The following is a 17,658-nucleotide window of genomic DNA, read 5'->3' on the forward strand; positions in this document are numbered from 1 at the left end:
AGGACGTGCGGGTGAGTGAGGGACGTGGCCGATATGGGTGTTCGTCATGCCGTCGTGGCCGGAGGCGGAATCGGGGGTCTCGCTGCGGCGGTGGCCCTGAGCCGCCGCGGATGGCGCGTGACCGTGTGCGAACGGGCTCCCTCCCTCACCGCTGTCGGCGCCGGCATCGTGCTCGCCCCCAACGCACTGCGCGCCCTGGAGTCGATCGGCCTGGGCCCCGACGTGTGGGCGGGTGACGCCCTGCTCGGTCCGGTCGGGCTGCGTACCCCCGACGGCACGTGGCTGAGCCGAACCGGCACCAGTGCCATGTCCTCGCGCCACGGGCCTCCCGCGTGCGCCGTGCACCGCGGCTTCCTGATCGACGCCCTCGCCGCCGCCCTGCCGCCCGGCGTCGTACGCCTCGGTGTATCGGTGACCGGTGTGGACGACGCCGGGGGCGCGGTGGTCGTGCGTACGTCGGGGGGAGACCTGCGCGCCGAGGTCGTCGTGGCGGCCGACGGCATGCGCAGCGTGCTCCGTGGACAGCTCTTCCCCCGGCACCCCGGCCTGCGTCACGCCGGTGAGGCCGGATGGCGGGCGGTGCTGCCCGGCGTCGGCCCGCCGGGCAGGTCGGCGGCCGAGACCTGGGGACGAGGGGAGCGGTTCGGCATCGTCCCCCTCGTCGACGGCCGGATCTATGTCTACGCCACCGCCGCCGTCGGCCCCGGTACGAAGCCGGCCGACCACCACGCGGAACTGACCCGGCGCTTCGGCGCCTGGCACGACCCGATACCCGCACTGCTGGACCGGCTCGGCCGGCGGAACCCCGACGCCGTCGGCATCCTCCACCACGACTTCTACGAACTGGCCTCGCCCCTGCCCCGATTCCACTCCGGCCGGGTGGCCCTGCTCGGTGACGCCGCGCACGCGATGACGCCCAACATGGGCCAGGGCGGCTGCCAGGCCATCGAGGACGCGGTGGTCGTGGCGCACCTCCTCGCGGATGACGCGGACGTACCGGCTGCCCTCGCCGCCTACACGACGGCCAGACACCGGCGCACCACCCGTGTCAGCCGCCGCTCCCGGCGCATCGGTGAACTCGCCCGGCTCTCCCGCCCCCTGGCCGTGTCCGCCAGGAACCTCGCCGTACGGGCCACGCCTCCGGCGGTCACGGCCAGGGCTCTGGACACGGTCCTCGGGTGGCAGCCCCCGTCCTGCCCGGCATCGCCCACGCGCCCATCCGCCACCACCGAGGCGCAACCGTGAACTGCGCGGTCACCTCCAGCCCTGGCCCCGGAGCGGAGTGAAGCCGAGACGGTCATGAGCAAGTCCGCGCTCGTCCTGGATCGTCGTTCGGTACTCCGCGGGATGGCGGCGTCTGTGGTGGTGCCGCGATACTGCGACCAACCGTTGTGTCGAAGCCGTTGTGTCGAAGCCGTACTGTCGAAAGGGTCCACGTGTCGCACCAGTTCCCTGCAACCACCCGGCTCGGTCTGGGCGGGGTGGCGCTCCTGCTCGTCCTCGCGGGCTCCGCCCTGCCTGCTACGGCGTCCCCCGACGACGCCGCGCCCGGCACCGCCCGCAGCACCGCGCAGCCCACCGTCGAGGAGCAGCGCCTGGACCGGGCCGTCCCCCAGGAGATCCTGCGACGCAGCGGATTCGACGCCCTCGCCCCGCACTTCGCCCACGCCCTGGAGGGCGCCCGCGGTCACGCGCAGGCGGAACGGGCGGTGAACCGCCACGCCTCGGCGCTGTGGCAGCGCGCCGTGGACCGCGCCCAGGGCCGCGGACCCGCCGCGGGCGACCTGAGCCGGGGCGACGACCGTCCGTTGTACTGGGCCCGACTCGCGCTCAGCCGTGAACTGCGGGCGTGGAAGCCCCGGTTCGGGCTGGACGACCAGCAGCGCAGGGCCCTGCACACCGCTCTGGAGACCTCCTCGCGAGGGCAGCAGGACATCCGCTACCCCGGCCGTCAGGTGAAGCGGATCCTCGTCACCGGATTCGATCCGTTCACCCTGGACAGGGACGTCCGGATCGGCAACCCCTCGGGTGCGAGCGCGCTCGCCCTGGACGGCACCCTGGTGCGGACCGCCGAGGGGCCGGCCCGGATAGAGGCTGCCGTCTTCCCGGTGCGGTGGACGGACTTCGCCGAGGGGGCCGTCGAGCGGGCCCTCGCCCGGCACCTGCCGTACGTGGACGCGTTCACCACCATCAGCCAGGGCCGCCAGGGCCGCTTCGACGTGGAGCGCACCAACGGCGCCTGGCGCGGTGGCTTCCCCGACAACGAGAACCTCGCGCGCACCGGGACCGTCCCCGTCACCGACCCCGCGTCGCAGCCGCAGTGGACCTCCACCACCCTGCCGTACCGTCGGCTCACCGAAGCGGACACGGGGCGCTTCCCCGTGTACGACAACACCGAGGTCACCGAGATCCCGGCGGGCACCACCCAGCCGGTCACCAGGCCGCACGGGCCCACCCCCGGTTCCACCGCGCGAGCCGGGGGCGGCGGCGACTACCTGTCCAACGAGATCGCCTACCGGGCCACCCTGCTCCGCGACCGGATGGGGCTGACGAAGCTGCCGGGCGGTCATCTGCACACGCCGGTCCTGCAGTTCGGCGCGGGGAACGAGAACCCGGCGACCGGTGAGGTCACCGACCCCGGCTTCGAGCGCAACCGCTCGGACATCGTGCGCCAGGTACGGACGCTGGTGAAGACCGCGGTGAGTGCGACCCGGTGAAACACCCGCGGTGCCGGCGCGGCCCACGACTGCGACGGTGCGGGGGCACCGCACTACCCTCGAAGACGTTCCCGCTCCCTCCGGGTGGGGCCGACCAAGAAGGCACGCTGACATCACCGGGAAAGGCACACCGACATGACCGGAAAACGGGACCGCTGGGCGGAACTGACCGGCGGACAGGCCGGCGAGGAATACGCCCGGCGTTTCGCGCGCCTTGCCGAATCGGGGCACGACATCCACGGCGAGGCCACTTTCTGCGCCGCGTTGTTGGAGCCTGCAGCCCGGGTGCTCGACGCCGGCTGCGGCACCGGACGGATCGCTGTCCGGCTCGCCGAGCTGGGGTATCGCTGCACCGGTGTGGACATCGACGCCTCGATGCTCGCCGTCGCCCGCCGCCACGCCCCCGCACAGGATTGGCTCCTCGGGGATCTGACCCGTACGGACGCCCTCGGCCTGCAACCGGACTTCGACCTGGTGCTGGCCGCCGGAAACGTCATCCCGCTTCTGGCCGCCGGCACCGAAGCGGCCGTCATCGGGCAGTTGGCCGCCGTGCTGCGGCCCGGCGGCCTGCTCGTCACGGGTATGGGACTGGACGCCGCGCACCTGCCGCTGCCGGAAGCGCCCTTCGGCCTGGCGGACTTCGACCGGTGGTGCGACGGGGCCGGACTGACCCTGCGGCAGCGCTACGCCACGTGGAGCGGCGATCCCTATGTTCCGGGCTGCGGCTACGCCGTCAGTGTGCATATCCGTCCGGAACCGGACAGCTACTGAGTTCCGTCCCGGCGAACCGTCCGGACCGATGAGTTTTCGGGGCGGGGACGGTCTGCCCAGGTATGAAGACTCACACGCTCGAGACAGCCGGCGCCGATCTCGTCCACGACGTGCACGGGCCGCTGCCCGCCACCGACGGCCGCCCGCCGCTGTTCATGATCGGGCAGCCCATGGACGCCACCGGGTTCGCCGCGCTCGCGGCCCGTTCCTCCGAGCGCACGGTGGTCACCTACGACCCGCGCGGAATCGGCCGCAGCGTCCGCAGGGACGGGCGGGTCGACCACACCCCCGGGACCCAGGCCGACGACGTGCACGCCCTGATCCAGGAAATCGGCGCCGGTCCGGTCGAGATGTTCGCCAGCAGTGGCGGAGCGGTCACCGCGCTCGCGGTCGTGGCGAGATACCCCGACGATGTGACCGTCCTGGTCGCCCACGAGCCGCCGCTCATCACCCTTACCCCGGACGGCCCCGCCGCCGTGCGGGCGCGCGCCGCTGTCCGGGACGCGTACGAGAAGCGGGGGTGGGGGGCCGGAATGGCCGCCTTCGTGGCCATGACGTCCTGGGAAGGCGAATTCACCGAAGCGTACTTCGCTCAGCCGGAGGCCGATCCGGCCGCGTTCGGGATGCCTGTCGAGGACGACGGATCGCGTGACGATCCGCTGCTGTCCGACCGGTCATGGGCGATCAGCAGCTACCGGCCGGACGTCGCCGCGATCACCGGCGCCCCCACCCGCGTGGTGATCGCCGTGGGGGAGGAGTCCCGGGCCGTCCAGACCGGGCGTACCTCCGCTGCGACCGCCGAACTGCTCGGGCAGCCGGTCACCGTGTTCCCCAGCCATCACGGCGGATTCCTCGACGGGGAGTTCGGCTACCCCGGGAAGCCGGACGACTTCGCCCGCCGTCTGCGTGAGGTACTCGACGGCGCAGCGTGAGTTGCCGCGTGATCGCTCCCGGGCGGGGTAGCGAGAGGTTATGAGCACCGACAGGACATCCACCGCTCCCGCCGGATACGTGCAGCCGGAACTCGACGTCCAGGCCCTCGCCGAGGTCCTGGACGGCGAGTACGCCGAAGTCCGGGACCTGGTCCGCACCAACCTGGTGACGTACGCCTCGGTCCTCGAGGAGGCCGAGGAGCTCGGCATCGACGCGTACCGCGAGCGGGTGCGCGAACTCGTGGTCGAGATGGCGGCGACGGGGCAGACCGGCATGGGTTTCCCGAGGCGGTACGGCGGAGGCGGTGACGTCGGGGCCTCGATCGCCGCGTTCGAGACGCTCGCCTTCGGTGATCTGTCGGTGCTGGTGAAGACCGGCGTGCAGTTCGGGCTCTTCGGCGGCGCGATCCTGCACCTGGGCACCGAACGCCACCACGAGGCCTATCTGCCGGACCTGATCACCGGGAAGCTGATGGGCTGCTTCGCGATGACCGAGACCGGGCACGGCTCCAACGTGCAGGCGCTCGGCACCGTCGCGCGGTACGACGCCGCCGGCCAGGAGTTCGTCATCACCACCGAGGGCGACCAGGCGCGCAAGGACTACATCGGCAACGCGGCCCGCCACGGCGAGCTGGCGGTCGTCTTCGCCCAGCTGGAGGTGGGCGGCGCATCCGAGGGGGTGCACGCGTTCGTCGTACCGATCCGGGTCGGCGGCGAGGCGGCGCCCGGCGTCGGCATCGAGGACGACGGCCGCAAGATGGGCCTCAACGGCGTGGACAACGGGCGCATCCGGTTCGACGGCGTGCGGGTTCCCCGCGAGGCGCTGCTCAACCGGTTCGCCGACGTGACCCCGGAAGGCGTCTACCGGAGCACGATCGACAGCCCCGACCGCCGCTTCTTCACCATGCTCGGCACCCTGGTCCAGGGCCGGGTCAGTGTGGGCGGCGCCGGGGTCAACGCCGCCAAGGTCGCCCTCGCCGTCGCCACGAAGTACGCCCTGCGGCGCCGGCAGTTCGCCGCAGGCTCCCAGGAGGAGGAGCGGCTGCTCCTCGACTACGGCCTCCATCAGCGCCGTCTGCTGCCGCTCATGGCGCAGACGTACGCGCTCCACTTCGCGCAGGACGTCGTACGCACGCAACTGCACGAGGTCTTCTCCGGCGCGGAGGACGACCCGCAGGGGCGGCGCCGGCTGGAGGCACGGGCCGCCGGCACCAAGGCGCTCGCCACCTGGCACGCCACCCGGGTGATCCAGGAGTGCCGCGAGGCGTGCGGCGGCGCCGGCTATCTCGCTGTCAACCGGTTCGCCGCCCTCAAGGCCGACAGCGACATCTTCACCACCTTCGAGGGCGACAACCACGTCCTGCTGCAGCTCGTCGCCAAGGGCCTGCTCACCGACTACGCGAGCGAGTTCGAGGACCTGGACCAGCTCGGCATGGTCCGCTACGTCACCAACCTCGCCGTCGAGACGGTCATCGAGAAGACATCGGCCCACAAGCTGCTCGAACGGGTACGTGACCTGCTGCCGGGCGGCGACGAGTGGGACCAGGAAGCCGGCCTGCTGGACTCGGAGTACCAGCTGGCCATGTTCCGCTACCGGGAGGAGCACATGCTCGCCGGGGTGGCCCGCAGGCTCAAGGCCGGGATCGACCGGAAGCGCGACCCGGGCGCCGTCTTCTCGGAGGTGCAGGACCACGTCATCGCCGTCGCCCACGCACATGTCGAGAGGCTGGTGCTGGAGGCGTTCGTCGACAGGGTGCGTACGTTGCCCGAGGGCGGCGACAAGGTCGCTCTGGGCCTGCTGTGTGACCTGTTCGCCCTCTCGACGATCGAGGCGGACCGGGCGTGGTTCATGGAACACGGCCGGCTGACCGTCCAGCGTTCCAAGGCGATCACCCGCGAGGTGAACGACCTCTGCCGCAAGGTCCGGCCCCTGGCGGACGGCCTCGTCGACGCGTGGGGCATCCCGGCCGCCATGCTGCGCGCCCCGGACCTGGTGGGCTGACCGGCCGACGGCACCCGCCGCCGGGGCCCGGTCCACCGGGCCGACGGCGGCGGTTCAGTCGGTGAACAACTGGGTCGCCTTGCGGAACAGCTCGTACAGCCCGTACGCGAGCGGGGCACCCACCCACACCCAGGTGAAGGCGATCAGCGGCCGCCGGTCCTTCACCTCAGGCGGGCTCTGACTGACGGCGTCGTCGGACATCGGGCGCTCCCTTCTCCTGTGAGACGGCGTCGAGGTGGTGGGACGGGTGCACCGGACGGACCAGCTCGTTGGCCAGGAAGCCGACGACGAGCAAGCCCATCATGATGAAGAGCGACGTCCCGTACAGCTCCGCGCCGTGCTTCCCGGCCGCCTCCTGCCGGTCGGCGATCCAGTTCACGATGAGCGGCCCCAGAACACCGGCGCTGGACCAGGCGGTGAGGAGCCGACCGTGGATCGCACCGACCTGGTAGGTGCCGAAGAGGTCCTTGAGATAGGCGGGGATCGTGGCGAAGCCACCGCCGTAGAAGGAGAGGATGACCAGAGCGCACAGGACGAACAAGGGCTTGGAGGAGCTGCCCACCAGCGCGATCAGCGCGTACATGAGGACGCCCGCGCCGAGGTAGACGCGGTAGATGTTCTTGCGCCCGATCAGGTCGGACGTGGAGGACCAGCCGATGCGGCCGGCCATGTTGGCCGCGGACAGCAGGGCGACGAAACCGGCGGCGGCCGTCGCCGAAACGGGTGTGGGGGTGTCCGCGAAGAAGTCCGCGATCATCGGCGCGGCCTTCTCCAGGATGCCGATGCCGGCGGTGACGTTCATGCAGAGCACCACCCACAGCAGCCAGAACTGCGGGGTGCGCAGAGCCTGACGCGCCGGCACCTGGGGTCCCTTCGGCGCCGCGGTGTGATCGGCCGCCCCCCGCTCCTCGCCGCTCGGGCGGGGCACCCGGATCAGCAGGACGCCGAGCAGCATGAAGACGGCGTAGGACAGGCCGTGGACGAGGAAGGCCAGCGCGATGCCGGAGCCGTCGCTGCCGAAGGACTCCAGCATCTGGGCCGACCAGGGCGAGGCGATCAGCGCGCCGCCGCCGAAACCCATGATGGCGATGCCCGTGGCCATGCCGGGACGGTCGGGGAACCACTTGATCAGCGTCGAGACGGGCGAGATGTAGCCGATACCGAGGCCGATCCCTCCGACGAAGCCGTACCCGAACACGATCAGCCAGAACTGCCCGGTCGCGGCGCCGAGAGCGGAGAGCAGGAAGCCGGAGGAGAAGCATACGAGGGCGACCGTCATGGCCCAGCGCGGTCCTCGGCGCTCCACGAGGGTGCCGCCGAAGGCGGCGGAGAGGCCGAGCATGACGATGCCCAGCTGGAAGGGCAGTGCGCTCTGCGTGCCGCTGAGGCCGAGGGCGTCTTCCAGCGGGGGTTTGAATACGGACCAGGCGTAGGCCTGGCCGATGGAGAGGTGGATCGCGAGGGCCGCGGGCGGCACCAGCCAGCGACTCCAGCCCACGGGGGCGATGGGGGGACTCATGGGTCCCCAACCGTACTGAGTGGGAAAGTGGTTGAGAAGGTCGTTGTTTAATCTTTTACCGTGTTCGTTCTATGTGACGGCAGGCGTACGCGTCTCGCACCAGGGGAGGGCTATCCCCGGGGCGACGTCGCCGCCAGCACCAGTTCCACGCAGTGCGCCTCCAGCCGCTCGCGTGGCACGTCGAGCGTGCCGTGCAGCCACCCCGCGAAGAGGTTCGCCAGGCCGCCGACCAGGGCGTGCGCGGCCATCCGGCGGTCGACGGCGTCCCCCGTACCGGCGAGCTGACCGCCGACGAGGTCGGTGAACACCGGCATGAGCCGGTGGCTGTGGGCCCCGAGAACCGGGTCGGCGAAGGGCTCCAGGAGGAGCAGGCGGCCCTTGTGCGGCGCGTCCAGGACCAGGGCGACGAAGGCGGCGACGGCGGCCCGGGCCCGGTCTTCCAGCGGTGGACCGCTGAGCGACACGGCCTTCTCCAGGGCGTTCCTGGCCTCGCCGGCGACCCGTTCGAAGGCGGCGAGGAGCAGGTCGTCGCGCCCTGTGAAGCTCTCGTAGAAGTAGCGGTCCGTCAGGCGCGCCCGTCTGCAGACGGACCGGACCGTGACGGCCGCACACCCCTCCTCGCCGGCCAGGCGCTCGGCGGTGTCCAGCAGGATCTGCCGACGGGCCGCGCGACGATCGGCGAGCTTGGTCCCGCCCCAGCTCCGCTCGGCCAACTCGACTTCCTCGCCGCTCTGTTGCGTGCCGACCCATTGACGACAGGCGTCCTCACATTTTACCTTTCCCTGTGATGACAGGTGTCCTCAGAGTGGAGGCGCACGTGGAAACATCGGCTCCTGGCCCGGCCCCGAGCGGTCGGGGCCCGACCGGCCCGTCAACCCCCGAACCCCTCGGCCCCGACTCCCTCACCTGGCGCTGGTTCGGCGACTGGAGAGCCCTCCTCCTCGCCCCCTGGGCCGGGTCGATGCAGAACATGCACCCCGAACTGGGCGCGGGTGTCGCCGAGCACTCCCGCTTCTTCGAGGAGCGCTGGCAGCGCCTCTTCCGCTCTCTGTACCCGATCGGGGGAGTGGTCTACGACGGCCCGCTCGCCGCCCGTACGGCCCGCGAAGTGCGCGGCTACCACGCCTCGGTCAGCGGGGCCGACGAGCGCGGCCGCCCGTATCACGCGCTCGACCCGGGCACGTTCTACTGGGCGCACGCCACGTTCTTCATGCTGACCGTGCAGGTGGCCGAGCGTTTCGGCGGCGGCCTCACCGAGGCCCAGCGATACACGCTCTTCGACGAGCACGTCCGCTGGTACGCGCTGTACGGCCTGTCCATGAAGCCCGTCCCCCGCAGCTGGGAGGAGTTCCAGAGGTACTGGGACCACATGTGCGCCGACGTCCTGGAGGACAACCGGCCGACCCGGGACGTCCTGAACATGCGACGTATCGCCCGGCCGCCCGCCCTGCGGCTCCTGCCGTCGCCGCTGTGGGCCCTCGTCCGGATCCCGGTCGTCCGGCTGACGCTGTGGATGACGGTCGGTCTGTATCCGCCCGCCGTCCGCGAGCGCCTCGGGCTTCGCTGGACGTCCCACGACGAGCGGCTGCTGCGCGCACTGGGACGGCTGGTGCACCACGCCTGGCAGTGCGTTCCCGAGCGGCGCCGGTTCCACCCGCGCGCGCGTGCGGGCTGGGACCGCGAGCGTGGCCGGTCGGTGGCGGGCCCGGTGGAGACGCCCGCCCGGAACCTGCCGCCGGAAGAGCGGCGCGGGCTCCCGCAGCACTACGTACCGACGTCCTCGGGGTGGCCGCGACGGACGCGGTGACCGCCGCGGCGGGCCCCATCGGCTTCGTCGCCCTGGCAGCGCCGCAGATCGCCTGCCGTCTCACCGGACGCGCGACGGTCGGCCTCGCCGGTGCGGCGCTCGCGGGCGCGCTCCTGCTGCTCGCGCCGACCTCGTGGCGCAGCATGCGATTGCGGGCGTGTCGCTGCCGACGGGCGCGGTCACCGTGTGCGTCGGCGGGGGTATCTGCTGGTCCTGCTGGTGCGGGCCCGACGTGGGGGGAAGTGACGTCTTTCCGCAGCGGTCAGTCGGCAGGAGCACCCCAGGCGCGGGGGGAGGAGCGTTTCGGCTGAGTGCTCGGGGTGCTCGGCCTGCTCCGACGATCATCCGATGATTCGCGGGAGGCGGTCCAGATGGCCTCGATGCCGAGCGGACGGTAGCCGTCCTCCGGTGCCCACTGCGACGAGCTGGAACGTTCCTGCGAGTGCACGTGCGTCAAGGGTGTCGGCAGCGCCTTGCGTTCGATGCCTCCCAGTCGTCGCTCGAAGTCGGCCTGGAGCCGGTTCATGGTGTCGAGGAAGTCCTCGAGCGGAATGCTTCCTTCGTACATCTGCTCCTCTTTTCCTGCGTCGTCCCGCAGCACGGCCTCGGAAGTCGTCACATTCGAAACGAAATATGCTGTCCGTCGTTGCACCCCGCACAACGATCTCTTCCGCCGGGGGGAATGCTGCATTGGGGTGAACCGAGGCGTGACGTGGCACGGCGGCTCAGCCGCGCCCCCAGGGCTCACGCACGTACAGGTCCTCACCCGTGCACCCCAGGCCGTTGGAGAGCCCCGCCGTGTCCAGGTTCCAGCCCACGACGCCGTTGCCCTTGCGGCTCAGCTCGATCAGGCGGTTGTTCTCGGCCCGGGTGCCGCCGGTGACCTGGCAGCGGACGATCGAGGTCCACGCCTGCCCGTCCCGGGCCGAGACGAAGGCCAGGACCGGGAGTGCCACGGTGGTCAGGCCCGGGGCCACCCACTGTCCGAGGGCCGCCGCCCGGCGCAGCCGGAGCGAAGGCAGCTCGTCGCTGTCACCGCGTGCTGTGCGTCTGCGGTCGCGCCCTCTGCCACGGAGCACGTGTCCGGCGCGAGGCGCGAGAGGGATATCGCCGATACGCGGAAAGACAGCGGTGGTTCAGCCACGGCAGCGGAAGCCGCGGACGGCTCGGTTCAGGGGGGAGCGATGTTCAGAGGGAGGCAGACTCCGCTGGGAGGCTGAGCTGACGCCGTTCGAGGTGCGCTTGCCTGCGGCTCCGCTCATCGCCGTTCAGCGGGGGCAGGTACGTCCGGTGGCGACGGTCTCTGCCAGGCCCGGCTTCCCCGCCCCTTCAGATGGTGCGACGGGTCGTCTGCCGCGCGATGCCCCAGCCCGAGCTGCCGCGGACGCTGTCCTCCGGCGCCGTAGAGGTCCCTCTCCAGATGCTCAGCGCCTGATCCGTGCCCCCCGCTTGCCGCCGGGGCGGTGCCGGCCCGTCCTCGGGAGGACCGGCACCGCGGCGGGTCAGGCCGGCCAGGTGCCCGTGACGCGCCGGGTCGCCTGGGCGCCCGAACGTTCGACCGCTGCCTTGACCACGGCGAAGATCGCGCCCTGTACGGCGGCGGCGAGGAGGATCTGCCGCCACGGACGGTCCTCGTCGAGGGCGTCAGGGGCGTCGCCCTCGCCTTCGACGAGCTTCCACGTCTGCTTGAACGCGGCGCCCGCCAGCATGCCGCCGACGGCACCCAGGGCGAGCCCTACCGGCTTGTACGCGATCCGGAACGCCTTCATCGGTTACGCCCCCGGCTACGACGGATCAGCAGAAAGGCGACCAGCAGCGCACCGCCCGCGATGAGCGGGGTGCGGTTGGCGCGGGCGGCCGTGGCGGCCCGGTCCGCTTTCTCCAGCAGCGGATCGGGGGTCTTCTCCGCCGCGTACCGCCGGGCCTGGGCCGCGCTCTCGCGCACCTGCGCGGCTGCCTGTGCCGTCTTCTCCAGCACGGCGTCCGGCGTCCTGTCCTTCACCAACTGCGCGGCCTGCTCCGTCTTCTCACGGATCTGGCCGGAGGCCACCGCCGCCTTCTCAGCGGCCTGTTCCCTGATCACCGCGGTCTTCTCAGCTGCCTGATCCCTGACCACCGCGGTCCTGACCGCTGCTTGCTCCTTGACGGCTGCGGTCTTCTCCTTCGCCTGCGCCTTGATGTCAGCCTTGGCCGCCAGCGCCTCGACGGTCTGCCCGAGCTCGTCGCGCGTCCGCTCGACCCGCTCACGCAGCTCCTCAGGGGTGGGCGTGCCCATCTTGTTCTGCGATTCGTCATTCATCGGTGAGCCTTCTCCTTGACCTCGGCCAGATCGGCCTTGACGCTGTCGATGGTCTGTTCGGGTGCGGGGGTACCCGCTCGGGCGATCTGCTTCCTCCCCGCCAGGGCGGCCACACCGGCCACCGCCGCCAGCACGGCCGTGACGATGAGCGCTGCCGCCCAGAGGGGCAGCACCAGGGCGAGTGCGGCGATGCAGGTCGCCACCAGGGCCTGGGCCGCCAGGATGCCGACGAGACCCGCGGCGCCGAAGAGGCCGCCGCCCTTCCCGAACCGCTTGCCCTTCTGCGTCATCTCCGAACGTGCCAGCTGCATTTCCTCTCGGACCAGCTCCGAGATCTGCTGTGAGGCACGCGAAACCAGGGCGCCCACCGGTTCGCCGGTGGTGTGGGCGTCCCGCCCTGCTGTGCTCATGATGAGGTCACCTTGCTCTCCTCCTCGATCGGTCGGAATCGTCGCGGAAGACGTGGGCCGCCGCGACGGAACACCCTCGTCCGGATGTGTACGCCGTCGTCGTCCGGCTACCCGGCAACGGCGGCGGCATCCATCCTGCGAAGAACGGACGCCACTCACTGCTCCATGCGCCGGCGGTCCCCGTCGCTCCAGGCGCGGGTGTCACGTGGTTCCACGTACGGCTCCTCGTCCTCCGGGTGGCCGCCGGCGATCGCACGCTGGCGGACCATCTCGGCGTCGAACTCCAGCCCCAGGAGGATGGCCAGGTTGGTGATCCACAGCCACACCAGGAAGACGACCACGCCGGCGAGGGTGCCGTAGGTCTTGTTGTACGAGGCGAAGTGCGCGACGTAGAAGGCGAAGCCGGCCGATGCGGCCAGCCAGATCACCAGGGCCAGGAAACTACCTGGCGTCACCCACTTGAACCCGCGCCCCTTGGCGTTCGGCGCGGCCCAGTACAGGACCGCGATCATGACGGTGACGAGCAGGACCAGGACCGGCCACTTCGCGATCGACCAGATGGTCAGGGGAGTGTCCCCGATCCCCAGGGCGGCACCGGCCTGCCGTGCCAGACCCCCGGAGAAGACCACGATGAGCGCGCTGGCACACGCGAGGACCATCAGCGTCACGGTCAGGGCCAGGCGCAGCGGCAGGACCTTCCACACCGGTCGGCCCTCCGGCATGTCGTAGACGGCGTTCGAGGTACGGACGAACCCGGCGACGTAACCGGAGGCCGACCACACCGCGACGGCCAGACCCACGATCGCCATGAACGAACCGACACCGGCGTTGCCCTGGAGCTGCTCCACGGCATCACTGACGACGTCCCGGGCGGAGCCGGGTGTGAACTTCTGCAGGTTCTTCAGGACCTGCCGGGTGGCGGACTCGCCCGCCACGCCCAACAGGGACACCAGCACCAGCAGGGCGGGGAACAGCGCCAGCACCCCGTAGTACGTCAGCGCGGCTGCCCGGTCGGCGAGTTCGTCGTCCTTGAATTCCTTCACGGTGCCGCGCAGCACTGCCGTCCAGGATCGCCGGGACAGCTCGGCCGGCTGGTCCGGCGCCCGCTCCTCCACCTGTTGATCAGGTCCCGCTCCGCTCTCTCGTTCCACGTTCCGGCGCTCGTGTTCCTTGCCGGGTCCCGGCTTCGGTGTGTCCGTCATGCCCAGCGGGTTTCCACCACAGCGGTACTCATGTGCGTGAGGTGCCGGACCCGGCGGACTCCTGATCGCCGTTGCTCACAGGTCGGCACCATCGGCCTGATCAAGGCGATCGGCCGCTTCGAGCTGTCGCGCGAGGTCGAGTTCACCTCCTTCGCGATCCCGTACATCGTCGGCGAGACCAAACGCCTCTTCCGGGACTCCACCTGGTCCGTCCATGTGCCCCGGCGCCTGCAGGAGCTGCGGGTGGCCCTGGCCAGGGCCAGGAAGGAGCTCACCTCCGCCCTGGGCCGCGACCCCCGCGCCGCGGAACTCGCCGATCACCTGGGGATCGGCGAGGAGGAGAGCCCCGCTCCGCGAGACCCTGGAGCCCCGCGGCCGTGAGATCGTCCGGATGCGGTTCGGCCAGGAGATGACCCGGGCTCAGACCGGCGGGCACCTGGGCATCTCCCAGACGCATGTCTTCCGGCTTCCGGCCCGGCTCCTCACCACGCTGAGGACAGGCAGCCTCACCCGGAGCTGAGCCATCGGCAGCGCAGCGCGTCACAGCGGCCCGGCAGCCGCTGTGACGCGCTGCCGGGCCGCTGTGTGCGGGGGGAGAACCCTGCGGAGTCCCGCAGGACAGAGCTCTACCAGGACGAGTGGCCGACCGCGTCACCGTGCGGTGCGTCGAGCAGCGAGATCCGCACGCGGACGCGCTTGCCCACGGGTTCACGGCGCACTTCGAAGCTCTCGCAGACCGCGAGAACGATCTCGAGTCCGTGCTGCCCCGTGCGCGTCGGGTCGGCCTGCCGACTGGTGGGCAGCACCGAGCCCGTGTCCCACATCGTGATGACCAGCCCGCTGTCGCCCGCTTCGAGGTCGAGCAGGCACGGGCCCGGAGCGTACTTGCACACGTTGGTGGCCAGCTCGCTCACCACCAGCTGCGCGACATCCATCGCCCGCGCGGACACGTGCAGTCCGTGCAGCGACCGCGCGTCCGTCAGGAACTCCCGGACGAAGCCCCTGGCCCGGGCGATCTCGCCCGAAGCCATGTCATACGCGGCACTGCCCAGCACGGTGCCCGTACCCACCGCCGGCCGGTCCTGTCCGGTCTCTCGGTCCGCCATCAGCAGTTCCACGTCATGTCCCCCCGTCGGCTCGGCTGCACCACACAGCCCTCAAACACCACCCGCCTACCCGCTGCCGAACGTTTCAGTCCCGGGAGGACGCCGCGTCCAGGCCGCGGTCCTCGCGCCGGAGACACGACGGCCGGGCTGCCGCTTCCCGCGGCCCGTGGGCTTCGCCTCGCGGTGCTGTCCGGGCCGCGGGCCGCCCGAAGGGGTTGAGTCGGCTGCCGTCACGCGCGCCAGGGTGTCGTCCGGGGGAGCGGGGGACCACCGCAGCCCGTGCCCCTCACGCCTCCCCGCGCCGCCCCCGACGGCTCGTCATCCGCTGCGCGGCGGACAGGACCGTCGCGGTGGCGCGGGTGGAACGGAGAGCGGCCCGGGCCGCGTTGGCGCCGGGGGCGCCGTGGACGCCGCCACCGGGGTGCGCGGAGGCCGAGGCCAGGTACAGCCCCTTCACCGGGGTCTCGGGGCGGCCCGTGCCCGGCACCGGGCGGAACACCAACTGCTGGTGCATCGCGGCTGTGCCCCCGTTGATCGCGCCGTGGTGGAGATTGCGGTCCGCCGCCTGGAGCGTGGCCGGTGCCAGGATCCGCCGGGCCCGGACCCGGCCGCGGAAGCCGGGAGCGTACCGCTCCACCTGCTCCTCCACCCGGTCCGCCATCCTCTCCTGCTCCGCCCGGTCCCAGGCCCCGGACAGGCCGTCCGCCCCGGCGTCCGCCTTCACGCTGTGGGGGACATGGGTGTAGGCCCAGGCCGATTCGGTGCCCTGCGGCGAACGTGTCGCGTCAGCCGTGGTCATCTGCCCGACGAGGAGGAAGGGGCGGTCCGGGATCAGGCCGCGTGCGATCTGGGAGGCCCACCGGCTGAGTTCGTCGACGCCTTCCGCCAGATGCACGGTCCCGGCCGTGGCCGCTGCCGGGCTGTCCCACGGGAGGGGGCCGTTCAGTGCCCAGTCCACCTTGAACGTGGCGAAGTCCCACTGGAACCGCCGTATGTCGTCGAGGAGCCGGTCCGGCAGATGCTCCGTGGCGACCAGCGATCCGTACAGGCTGGGGGCGGACACATCGGCGAGCACCGCCCGGCGGGCCGGGACCGCGTCCCCGGACGTGGTACGCACCCCTACGGCACGGCCCTGCCGTACGACGACCTCGCTCACCCGCTGCCCGCACCTCAGCCTTCCTCCACGTGCCTCCAACCGGCGTACCAGGGCTGCGGTGAGCGCACCGGCGCCCCCGACCGGAACCGGGAAGCCGTGGGCCTGCCCCAGCATGGACATCAGCCAGCCGTAGCCACCGCTGCCCGCCGCCTCGGGCGCCAGATCCGCGTGCAGCGCGTTCCCGGCCAGCAGGAGTCGGCCGCCCTCGCCGGTGAACTCCTCCTCGCCGAGCCTGCGTACGGGAAGGAGAAGGCTGCGGGCGAGCCGCAGCCCGCCCGCCGCCCGCAGCCGGGCGAGCAGCTTCCCGCCGGCGAGGACCGGCGGGAACGGGGCGAAAAGGGAGGAGACGATGTCGTCGCCCAGCCGGTCCCAGATGCCGCACAGGTCCAGCCAGCCCTGCCCGTCGCCGGGGGCGAAGCCGTCGAGCCCCTCGGCGGTGACCGCCCGGTCGCGGTCGAGCACGGCACAGCTGCCGTCCAGCAGCGGATGGGCGAGCACCCGGGGAGCACGACTCCAGCGGAGCCCCTCCCGTTCGAGTTCCAGCGCCGCCAGCACGGGGGAGGCCGCCGCCAGCGGGTAGAACGAGCTGAACAGGTCGTTGACGTAAGCGGGATGGACCCCCCGGTCACTGCGGACCGCACCACCCGGCTCGTCCTGCTCCTCCAAGACCTCCACGGACCAGCCGGCGTCGGCGAGCACATTGGCGGCCACCAGGCCGTTGGGGCCGCTTCCGATCACTACCGCGTCGACCATGTCATCGCCCTTCGCCCGGGAGCACGTGTACCAGGCGCAGGCCCGGGATCAGCCGGCCGGTGCGGTGGCACGCCGGCCATCGTTCGGTTCGGGGGCCGTCACGCGTTCGACCAGCCGGGCGAGGCGCGCCAGCATGGTGCGGTGGCGGAGCTGGAGCAAGGTGTCCAGCAGGGGATTGTGCAGCGTGCCGCCGAGGCCGCGCAGCGGGTGCTCGTCGACGATCACGAGGGTCCGCTCGCCCCACGGCCGGATGTCGAAGGCGATACGGGCCGTGCCCCAGGGGCCGCCGTCCGCCTCCAGCTCCAGCTTGCCCGGCCGGTCGATGTGCCGGACGACCGTGCGTCCGGTGAACCGCTTGGGCCCCAGGTGGACGTGGTAGGTGATGGAGGCGCCGGTCTCGGGCCAGCGACCCTCGTCCGGGCGGGAGCCGGAGGTCCCGACCACCCACTCCCCGTACAGGGTCTCGTCCTCCAGGACCGACCAGACCGCAGTCGGCGGCCGGTCGATGAGGTGGTGTCGTACGGCCATGATCCTCCTTGCTTCGCACAGCGGACGATCTGTTCCCGCCTGCAATTGTTCCCTGCGCCGGGCCGTTCCGCCGCTCGGCGGGTACCACCGCTGCCGGGGTTCAAACGCGGGGCCGGGACCGGGCTCCCGTCACAGCAGGAGGGCGTAGACGAGGAAGAAGGCGGCCACCAGTACGGCGACCGTGACGATGGCGATCAGCGGCGCTTTGGCCCATCCCCGGGGCGGCGAGTGGCGCGGCCCCGCTTCCGAGGTGCTGCCCTCGGCGGGGGGAGTCTCACCGGCGGGGACCGAGCCACCCGGTTCCAGGCCGGGGGTGTCGCGGGGGTCGGGGTCGGGGTTTCCAGTGCTCATGTCCTGCGGGTACCCCTTGAGGCCGAGACGCACCACGAAAGCTCCGAACGGGTGCATCGGACACGGGACGCGCCCCGCGGGCCCGACAGGGGAAACAGCATGAGA

The 17,658-nt window shown here is 71.7% G+C and carries 18 protein-coding genes and 3 pseudogenes; 8 read left to right on the forward strand and 13 right to left on the reverse strand.

What is annotated here, in order from left to right:
- Positions 1-33: 33 nt before the first annotated feature.
- The 5 genes from ABZ154_RS05220 to ABZ154_RS05240 all read left to right on the forward strand — a co-directional run bounded on the left by ABZ154_RS05220 (position 34) and on the right by ABZ154_RS05240 (position 6,422).
- Positions 34-1,245 (forward strand): FAD-dependent monooxygenase, encoded by a 1,212-nt coding sequence (locus ABZ154_RS05220; RefSeq protein ID WP_356829191.1) that lies wholly within the window; start codon positions 34-36, stop codon positions 1,243-1,245.
- Positions 1,246-1,436: 191 nt separating this feature from the next.
- Positions 1,437-2,717, forward strand: a complete 1,281-nt coding sequence (locus tag ABZ154_RS05225) for a pyroglutamyl peptidase (protein ID WP_356829193.1) — start codon at positions 1,437-1,439, stop codon at positions 2,715-2,717.
- 135 nt (positions 2,718-2,852) lie between these two features.
- Positions 2,853-3,488, forward strand: a complete 636-nt coding sequence (locus tag ABZ154_RS05230) for a class I SAM-dependent methyltransferase (RefSeq protein ID WP_356829195.1) — start codon at positions 2,853-2,855, stop codon at positions 3,486-3,488.
- Positions 3,489-3,550: 62 nt separating this feature from the next.
- Positions 3,551-4,420, forward strand: coding sequence for an alpha/beta hydrolase (locus ABZ154_RS05235; RefSeq protein ID WP_356829197.1), 870 nt, complete (start codon positions 3,551-3,553; stop codon positions 4,418-4,420).
- Positions 4,421-4,460: 40 nt separating this feature from the next.
- Positions 4,461-6,422 carry an acyl-CoA dehydrogenase gene (locus ABZ154_RS05240; protein WP_356829199.1) on the forward strand — a complete coding sequence of 654 codons (1,962 nt, stop codon included), beginning with the start codon at positions 4,461-4,463 and terminating at the stop codon, positions 6,420-6,422.
- A 54-nt stretch (positions 6,423-6,476) separates the two neighbouring features.
- Here ABZ154_RS05240 and ABZ154_RS05245 read toward each other — a convergent pair whose 3' ends face one another.
- From ABZ154_RS05245 to ABZ154_RS05255, 3 genes are all read right to left on the reverse strand, one after another.
- Positions 6,477-6,623: a hypothetical protein gene (locus ABZ154_RS05245; protein ID WP_356829201.1), complete on the reverse strand. Its 147-nt coding sequence runs from the start codon at positions 6,621-6,623 to the stop codon at positions 6,477-6,479.
- Positions 6,589-7,941 (reverse strand): OFA family MFS transporter, encoded by a 1,353-nt coding sequence (locus tag ABZ154_RS05250; protein ID WP_356829203.1) that lies wholly within the window; start codon positions 7,939-7,941, stop codon positions 6,589-6,591. The genes ABZ154_RS05245 and ABZ154_RS05250 overlap by 35 nt, the downstream gene beginning before the upstream one ends.
- A gap of 110 nt (positions 7,942-8,051) precedes the next feature.
- Positions 8,052-8,654, reverse strand: a complete 603-nt coding sequence (locus ABZ154_RS05255) for a helix-turn-helix domain-containing protein (RefSeq protein WP_356829205.1) — start codon at positions 8,652-8,654, stop codon at positions 8,052-8,054.
- Between the two features lie 92 nt (positions 8,655-8,746).
- On the opposite strand from ABZ154_RS05255, the gene ABZ154_RS05260 reads away from it, so the two are divergent.
- Positions 8,747-9,748 carry an oxygenase MpaB family protein gene (locus ABZ154_RS05260; RefSeq protein ID WP_356829409.1) on the forward strand — a complete coding sequence of 334 codons (1,002 nt, stop codon included), beginning with the start codon at positions 8,747-8,749 and terminating at the stop codon, positions 9,746-9,748.
- Positions 9,718-9,994: pseudogene (locus tag ABZ154_RS05265) on the forward strand (iron chelate uptake ABC transporter family permease subunit); the annotation flags it as partial. The gene ABZ154_RS05260 and the pseudogene ABZ154_RS05265, both read left to right, overlap by 31 nt.
- A gap of 16 nt (positions 9,995-10,010) precedes the next feature.
- Here the strand turns inward: ABZ154_RS05265 and ABZ154_RS05270 are convergent.
- From ABZ154_RS05270 to ABZ154_RS05295, 6 genes and pseudogenes are all read right to left on the reverse strand, one after another.
- Positions 10,011-10,367, reverse strand: coding sequence for a hypothetical protein (locus ABZ154_RS05270; protein ID WP_356829207.1), 357 nt, complete (start codon positions 10,365-10,367; stop codon positions 10,011-10,013).
- A gap of 106 nt (positions 10,368-10,473) precedes the next feature.
- Positions 10,474-10,767 (reverse strand): annotated as a pseudogene (locus ABZ154_RS05275) (hypothetical protein); the annotation flags it as partial.
- Between the two features lie 483 nt (positions 10,768-11,250).
- Positions 11,251-11,517, reverse strand: a complete 267-nt coding sequence (locus ABZ154_RS05280) for a DUF4235 domain-containing protein (protein WP_356829209.1) — start codon at positions 11,515-11,517, stop codon at positions 11,251-11,253.
- Entirely contained in the window at positions 11,514-12,047 is a 534-nt protein-coding gene (locus tag ABZ154_RS05285) for a DUF3618 domain-containing protein (RefSeq protein ID WP_356829210.1), read from the reverse strand. The genes ABZ154_RS05280 and ABZ154_RS05285 overlap by 4 nt, the downstream gene beginning before the upstream one ends.
- On the reverse strand, positions 12,044-12,457 hold the full coding sequence (locus tag ABZ154_RS05290; protein WP_356829212.1) for a phage holin family protein: 414 nt from the start codon (positions 12,455-12,457) through the stop codon (positions 12,044-12,046). The genes ABZ154_RS05285 and ABZ154_RS05290 overlap by 4 nt, the downstream gene beginning before the upstream one ends.
- A gap of 155 nt (positions 12,458-12,612) precedes the next feature.
- Positions 12,613-13,659 (reverse strand): YihY/virulence factor BrkB family protein, encoded by a 1,047-nt coding sequence (locus ABZ154_RS05295; RefSeq protein ID WP_356829214.1) that lies wholly within the window; start codon positions 13,657-13,659, stop codon positions 12,613-12,615.
- Between the two features lie 78 nt (positions 13,660-13,737).
- Between ABZ154_RS05295 and ABZ154_RS05300 the strand changes: the two are divergent.
- Positions 13,738-14,179 (forward strand): annotated as a pseudogene (locus ABZ154_RS05300) (sigma-70 family RNA polymerase sigma factor); the annotation flags it as partial.
- A gap of 106 nt (positions 14,180-14,285) precedes the next feature.
- Here ABZ154_RS05300 and ABZ154_RS05305 read toward each other — a convergent pair.
- From ABZ154_RS05305 to ABZ154_RS05320, 4 genes are all read right to left on the reverse strand, one after another.
- Positions 14,286-14,765 (reverse strand): ATP-binding protein, encoded by a 480-nt coding sequence (locus ABZ154_RS05305; RefSeq protein WP_356829216.1) that lies wholly within the window; start codon positions 14,763-14,765, stop codon positions 14,286-14,288.
- Between the two features lie 286 nt (positions 14,766-15,051).
- The gene (locus tag ABZ154_RS05310; RefSeq protein WP_356829218.1) at positions 15,052-16,674 is read right to left on the reverse strand and encodes an NAD(P)/FAD-dependent oxidoreductase; all 1,623 of its coding nucleotides are present in this window, start codon (positions 16,672-16,674) and stop codon (positions 15,052-15,054) included.
- A gap of 48 nt (positions 16,675-16,722) precedes the next feature.
- Complete coding sequence (locus ABZ154_RS05315) at positions 16,723-17,202, reverse strand: SRPBCC family protein (RefSeq protein WP_356829220.1); 480 nt, start codon at positions 17,200-17,202, stop codon at positions 16,723-16,725.
- Positions 17,203-17,331: 129 nt separating this feature from the next.
- Positions 17,332-17,553 (reverse strand): DUF6480 family protein, encoded by a 222-nt coding sequence (locus ABZ154_RS05320; RefSeq protein ID WP_356829222.1) that lies wholly within the window; start codon positions 17,551-17,553, stop codon positions 17,332-17,334.
- Between the last annotated feature and the right edge of the window lie 105 nt (positions 17,554-17,658).

The organism is Streptomyces sp. NPDC006261 (assembly GCF_040613515.1).
Lineage (GTDB): Bacteria > Actinomycetota > Actinomycetes > Streptomycetales > Streptomycetaceae > Streptomyces.

Excerpts from the sequence above, each read along its gene's own strand:
- ABZ154_RS05295 (WP_356829214.1), bottom strand. The coding sequence starts at position 13,659 with ATGACGGACACACCGAAGCCGGGACCCGGCAAGGAACACGAGCGCCGG.
- ABZ154_RS05310 (WP_356829218.1), bottom strand. The coding sequence starts at position 16,674 with ATGGTCGACGCGGTAGTGATCGGAAGCGGCCCCAACGGCCTGGTGGCC.
- ABZ154_RS05305 (WP_356829216.1), bottom strand. The coding sequence starts at position 14,765 with ATGGCGGACCGAGAGACCGGACAGGACCGGCCGGCGGTGGGTACGGGC.
- ABZ154_RS05320 (WP_356829222.1), bottom strand. The coding sequence starts at position 17,553 with ATGAGCACTGGAAACCCCGACCCCGACCCCCGCGACACCCCCGGCCTG.
- ABZ154_RS05250 (WP_356829203.1), bottom strand. The coding sequence starts at position 7,941 with ATGAGTCCCCCCATCGCCCCCGTGGGCTGGAGTCGCTGGCTGGTGCCG.
- ABZ154_RS05220 (WP_356829191.1), top strand. The coding sequence starts at position 34 with ATGGGTGTTCGTCATGCCGTCGTGGCCGGAGGCGGAATCGGGGGTCTC.
- ABZ154_RS05280 (WP_356829209.1), bottom strand. The coding sequence starts at position 11,517 with ATGAAGGCGTTCCGGATCGCGTACAAGCCGGTAGGGCTCGCCCTGGGT.
- ABZ154_RS05240 (WP_356829199.1), top strand. The coding sequence starts at position 4,461 with ATGAGCACCGACAGGACATCCACCGCTCCCGCCGGATACGTGCAGCCG.
- ABZ154_RS05290 (WP_356829212.1), bottom strand. The coding sequence starts at position 12,457 with ATGAGCACAGCAGGGCGGGACGCCCACACCACCGGCGAACCGGTGGGC.
- ABZ154_RS05245 (WP_356829201.1), bottom strand. The coding sequence starts at position 6,623 with ATGTCCGACGACGCCGTCAGTCAGAGCCCGCCTGAGGTGAAGGACCGG.
- ABZ154_RS05285 (WP_356829210.1), bottom strand. The coding sequence starts at position 12,047 with ATGAATGACGAATCGCAGAACAAGATGGGCACGCCCACCCCTGAGGAG.
- ABZ154_RS05230 (WP_356829195.1), top strand. The coding sequence starts at position 2,853 with ATGACCGGAAAACGGGACCGCTGGGCGGAACTGACCGGCGGACAGGCC.
- ABZ154_RS05315 (WP_356829220.1), bottom strand. The coding sequence starts at position 17,202 with ATGGCCGTACGACACCACCTCATCGACCGGCCGCCGACTGCGGTCTGG.
- ABZ154_RS05235 (WP_356829197.1), top strand. The coding sequence starts at position 3,551 with ATGAAGACTCACACGCTCGAGACAGCCGGCGCCGATCTCGTCCACGAC.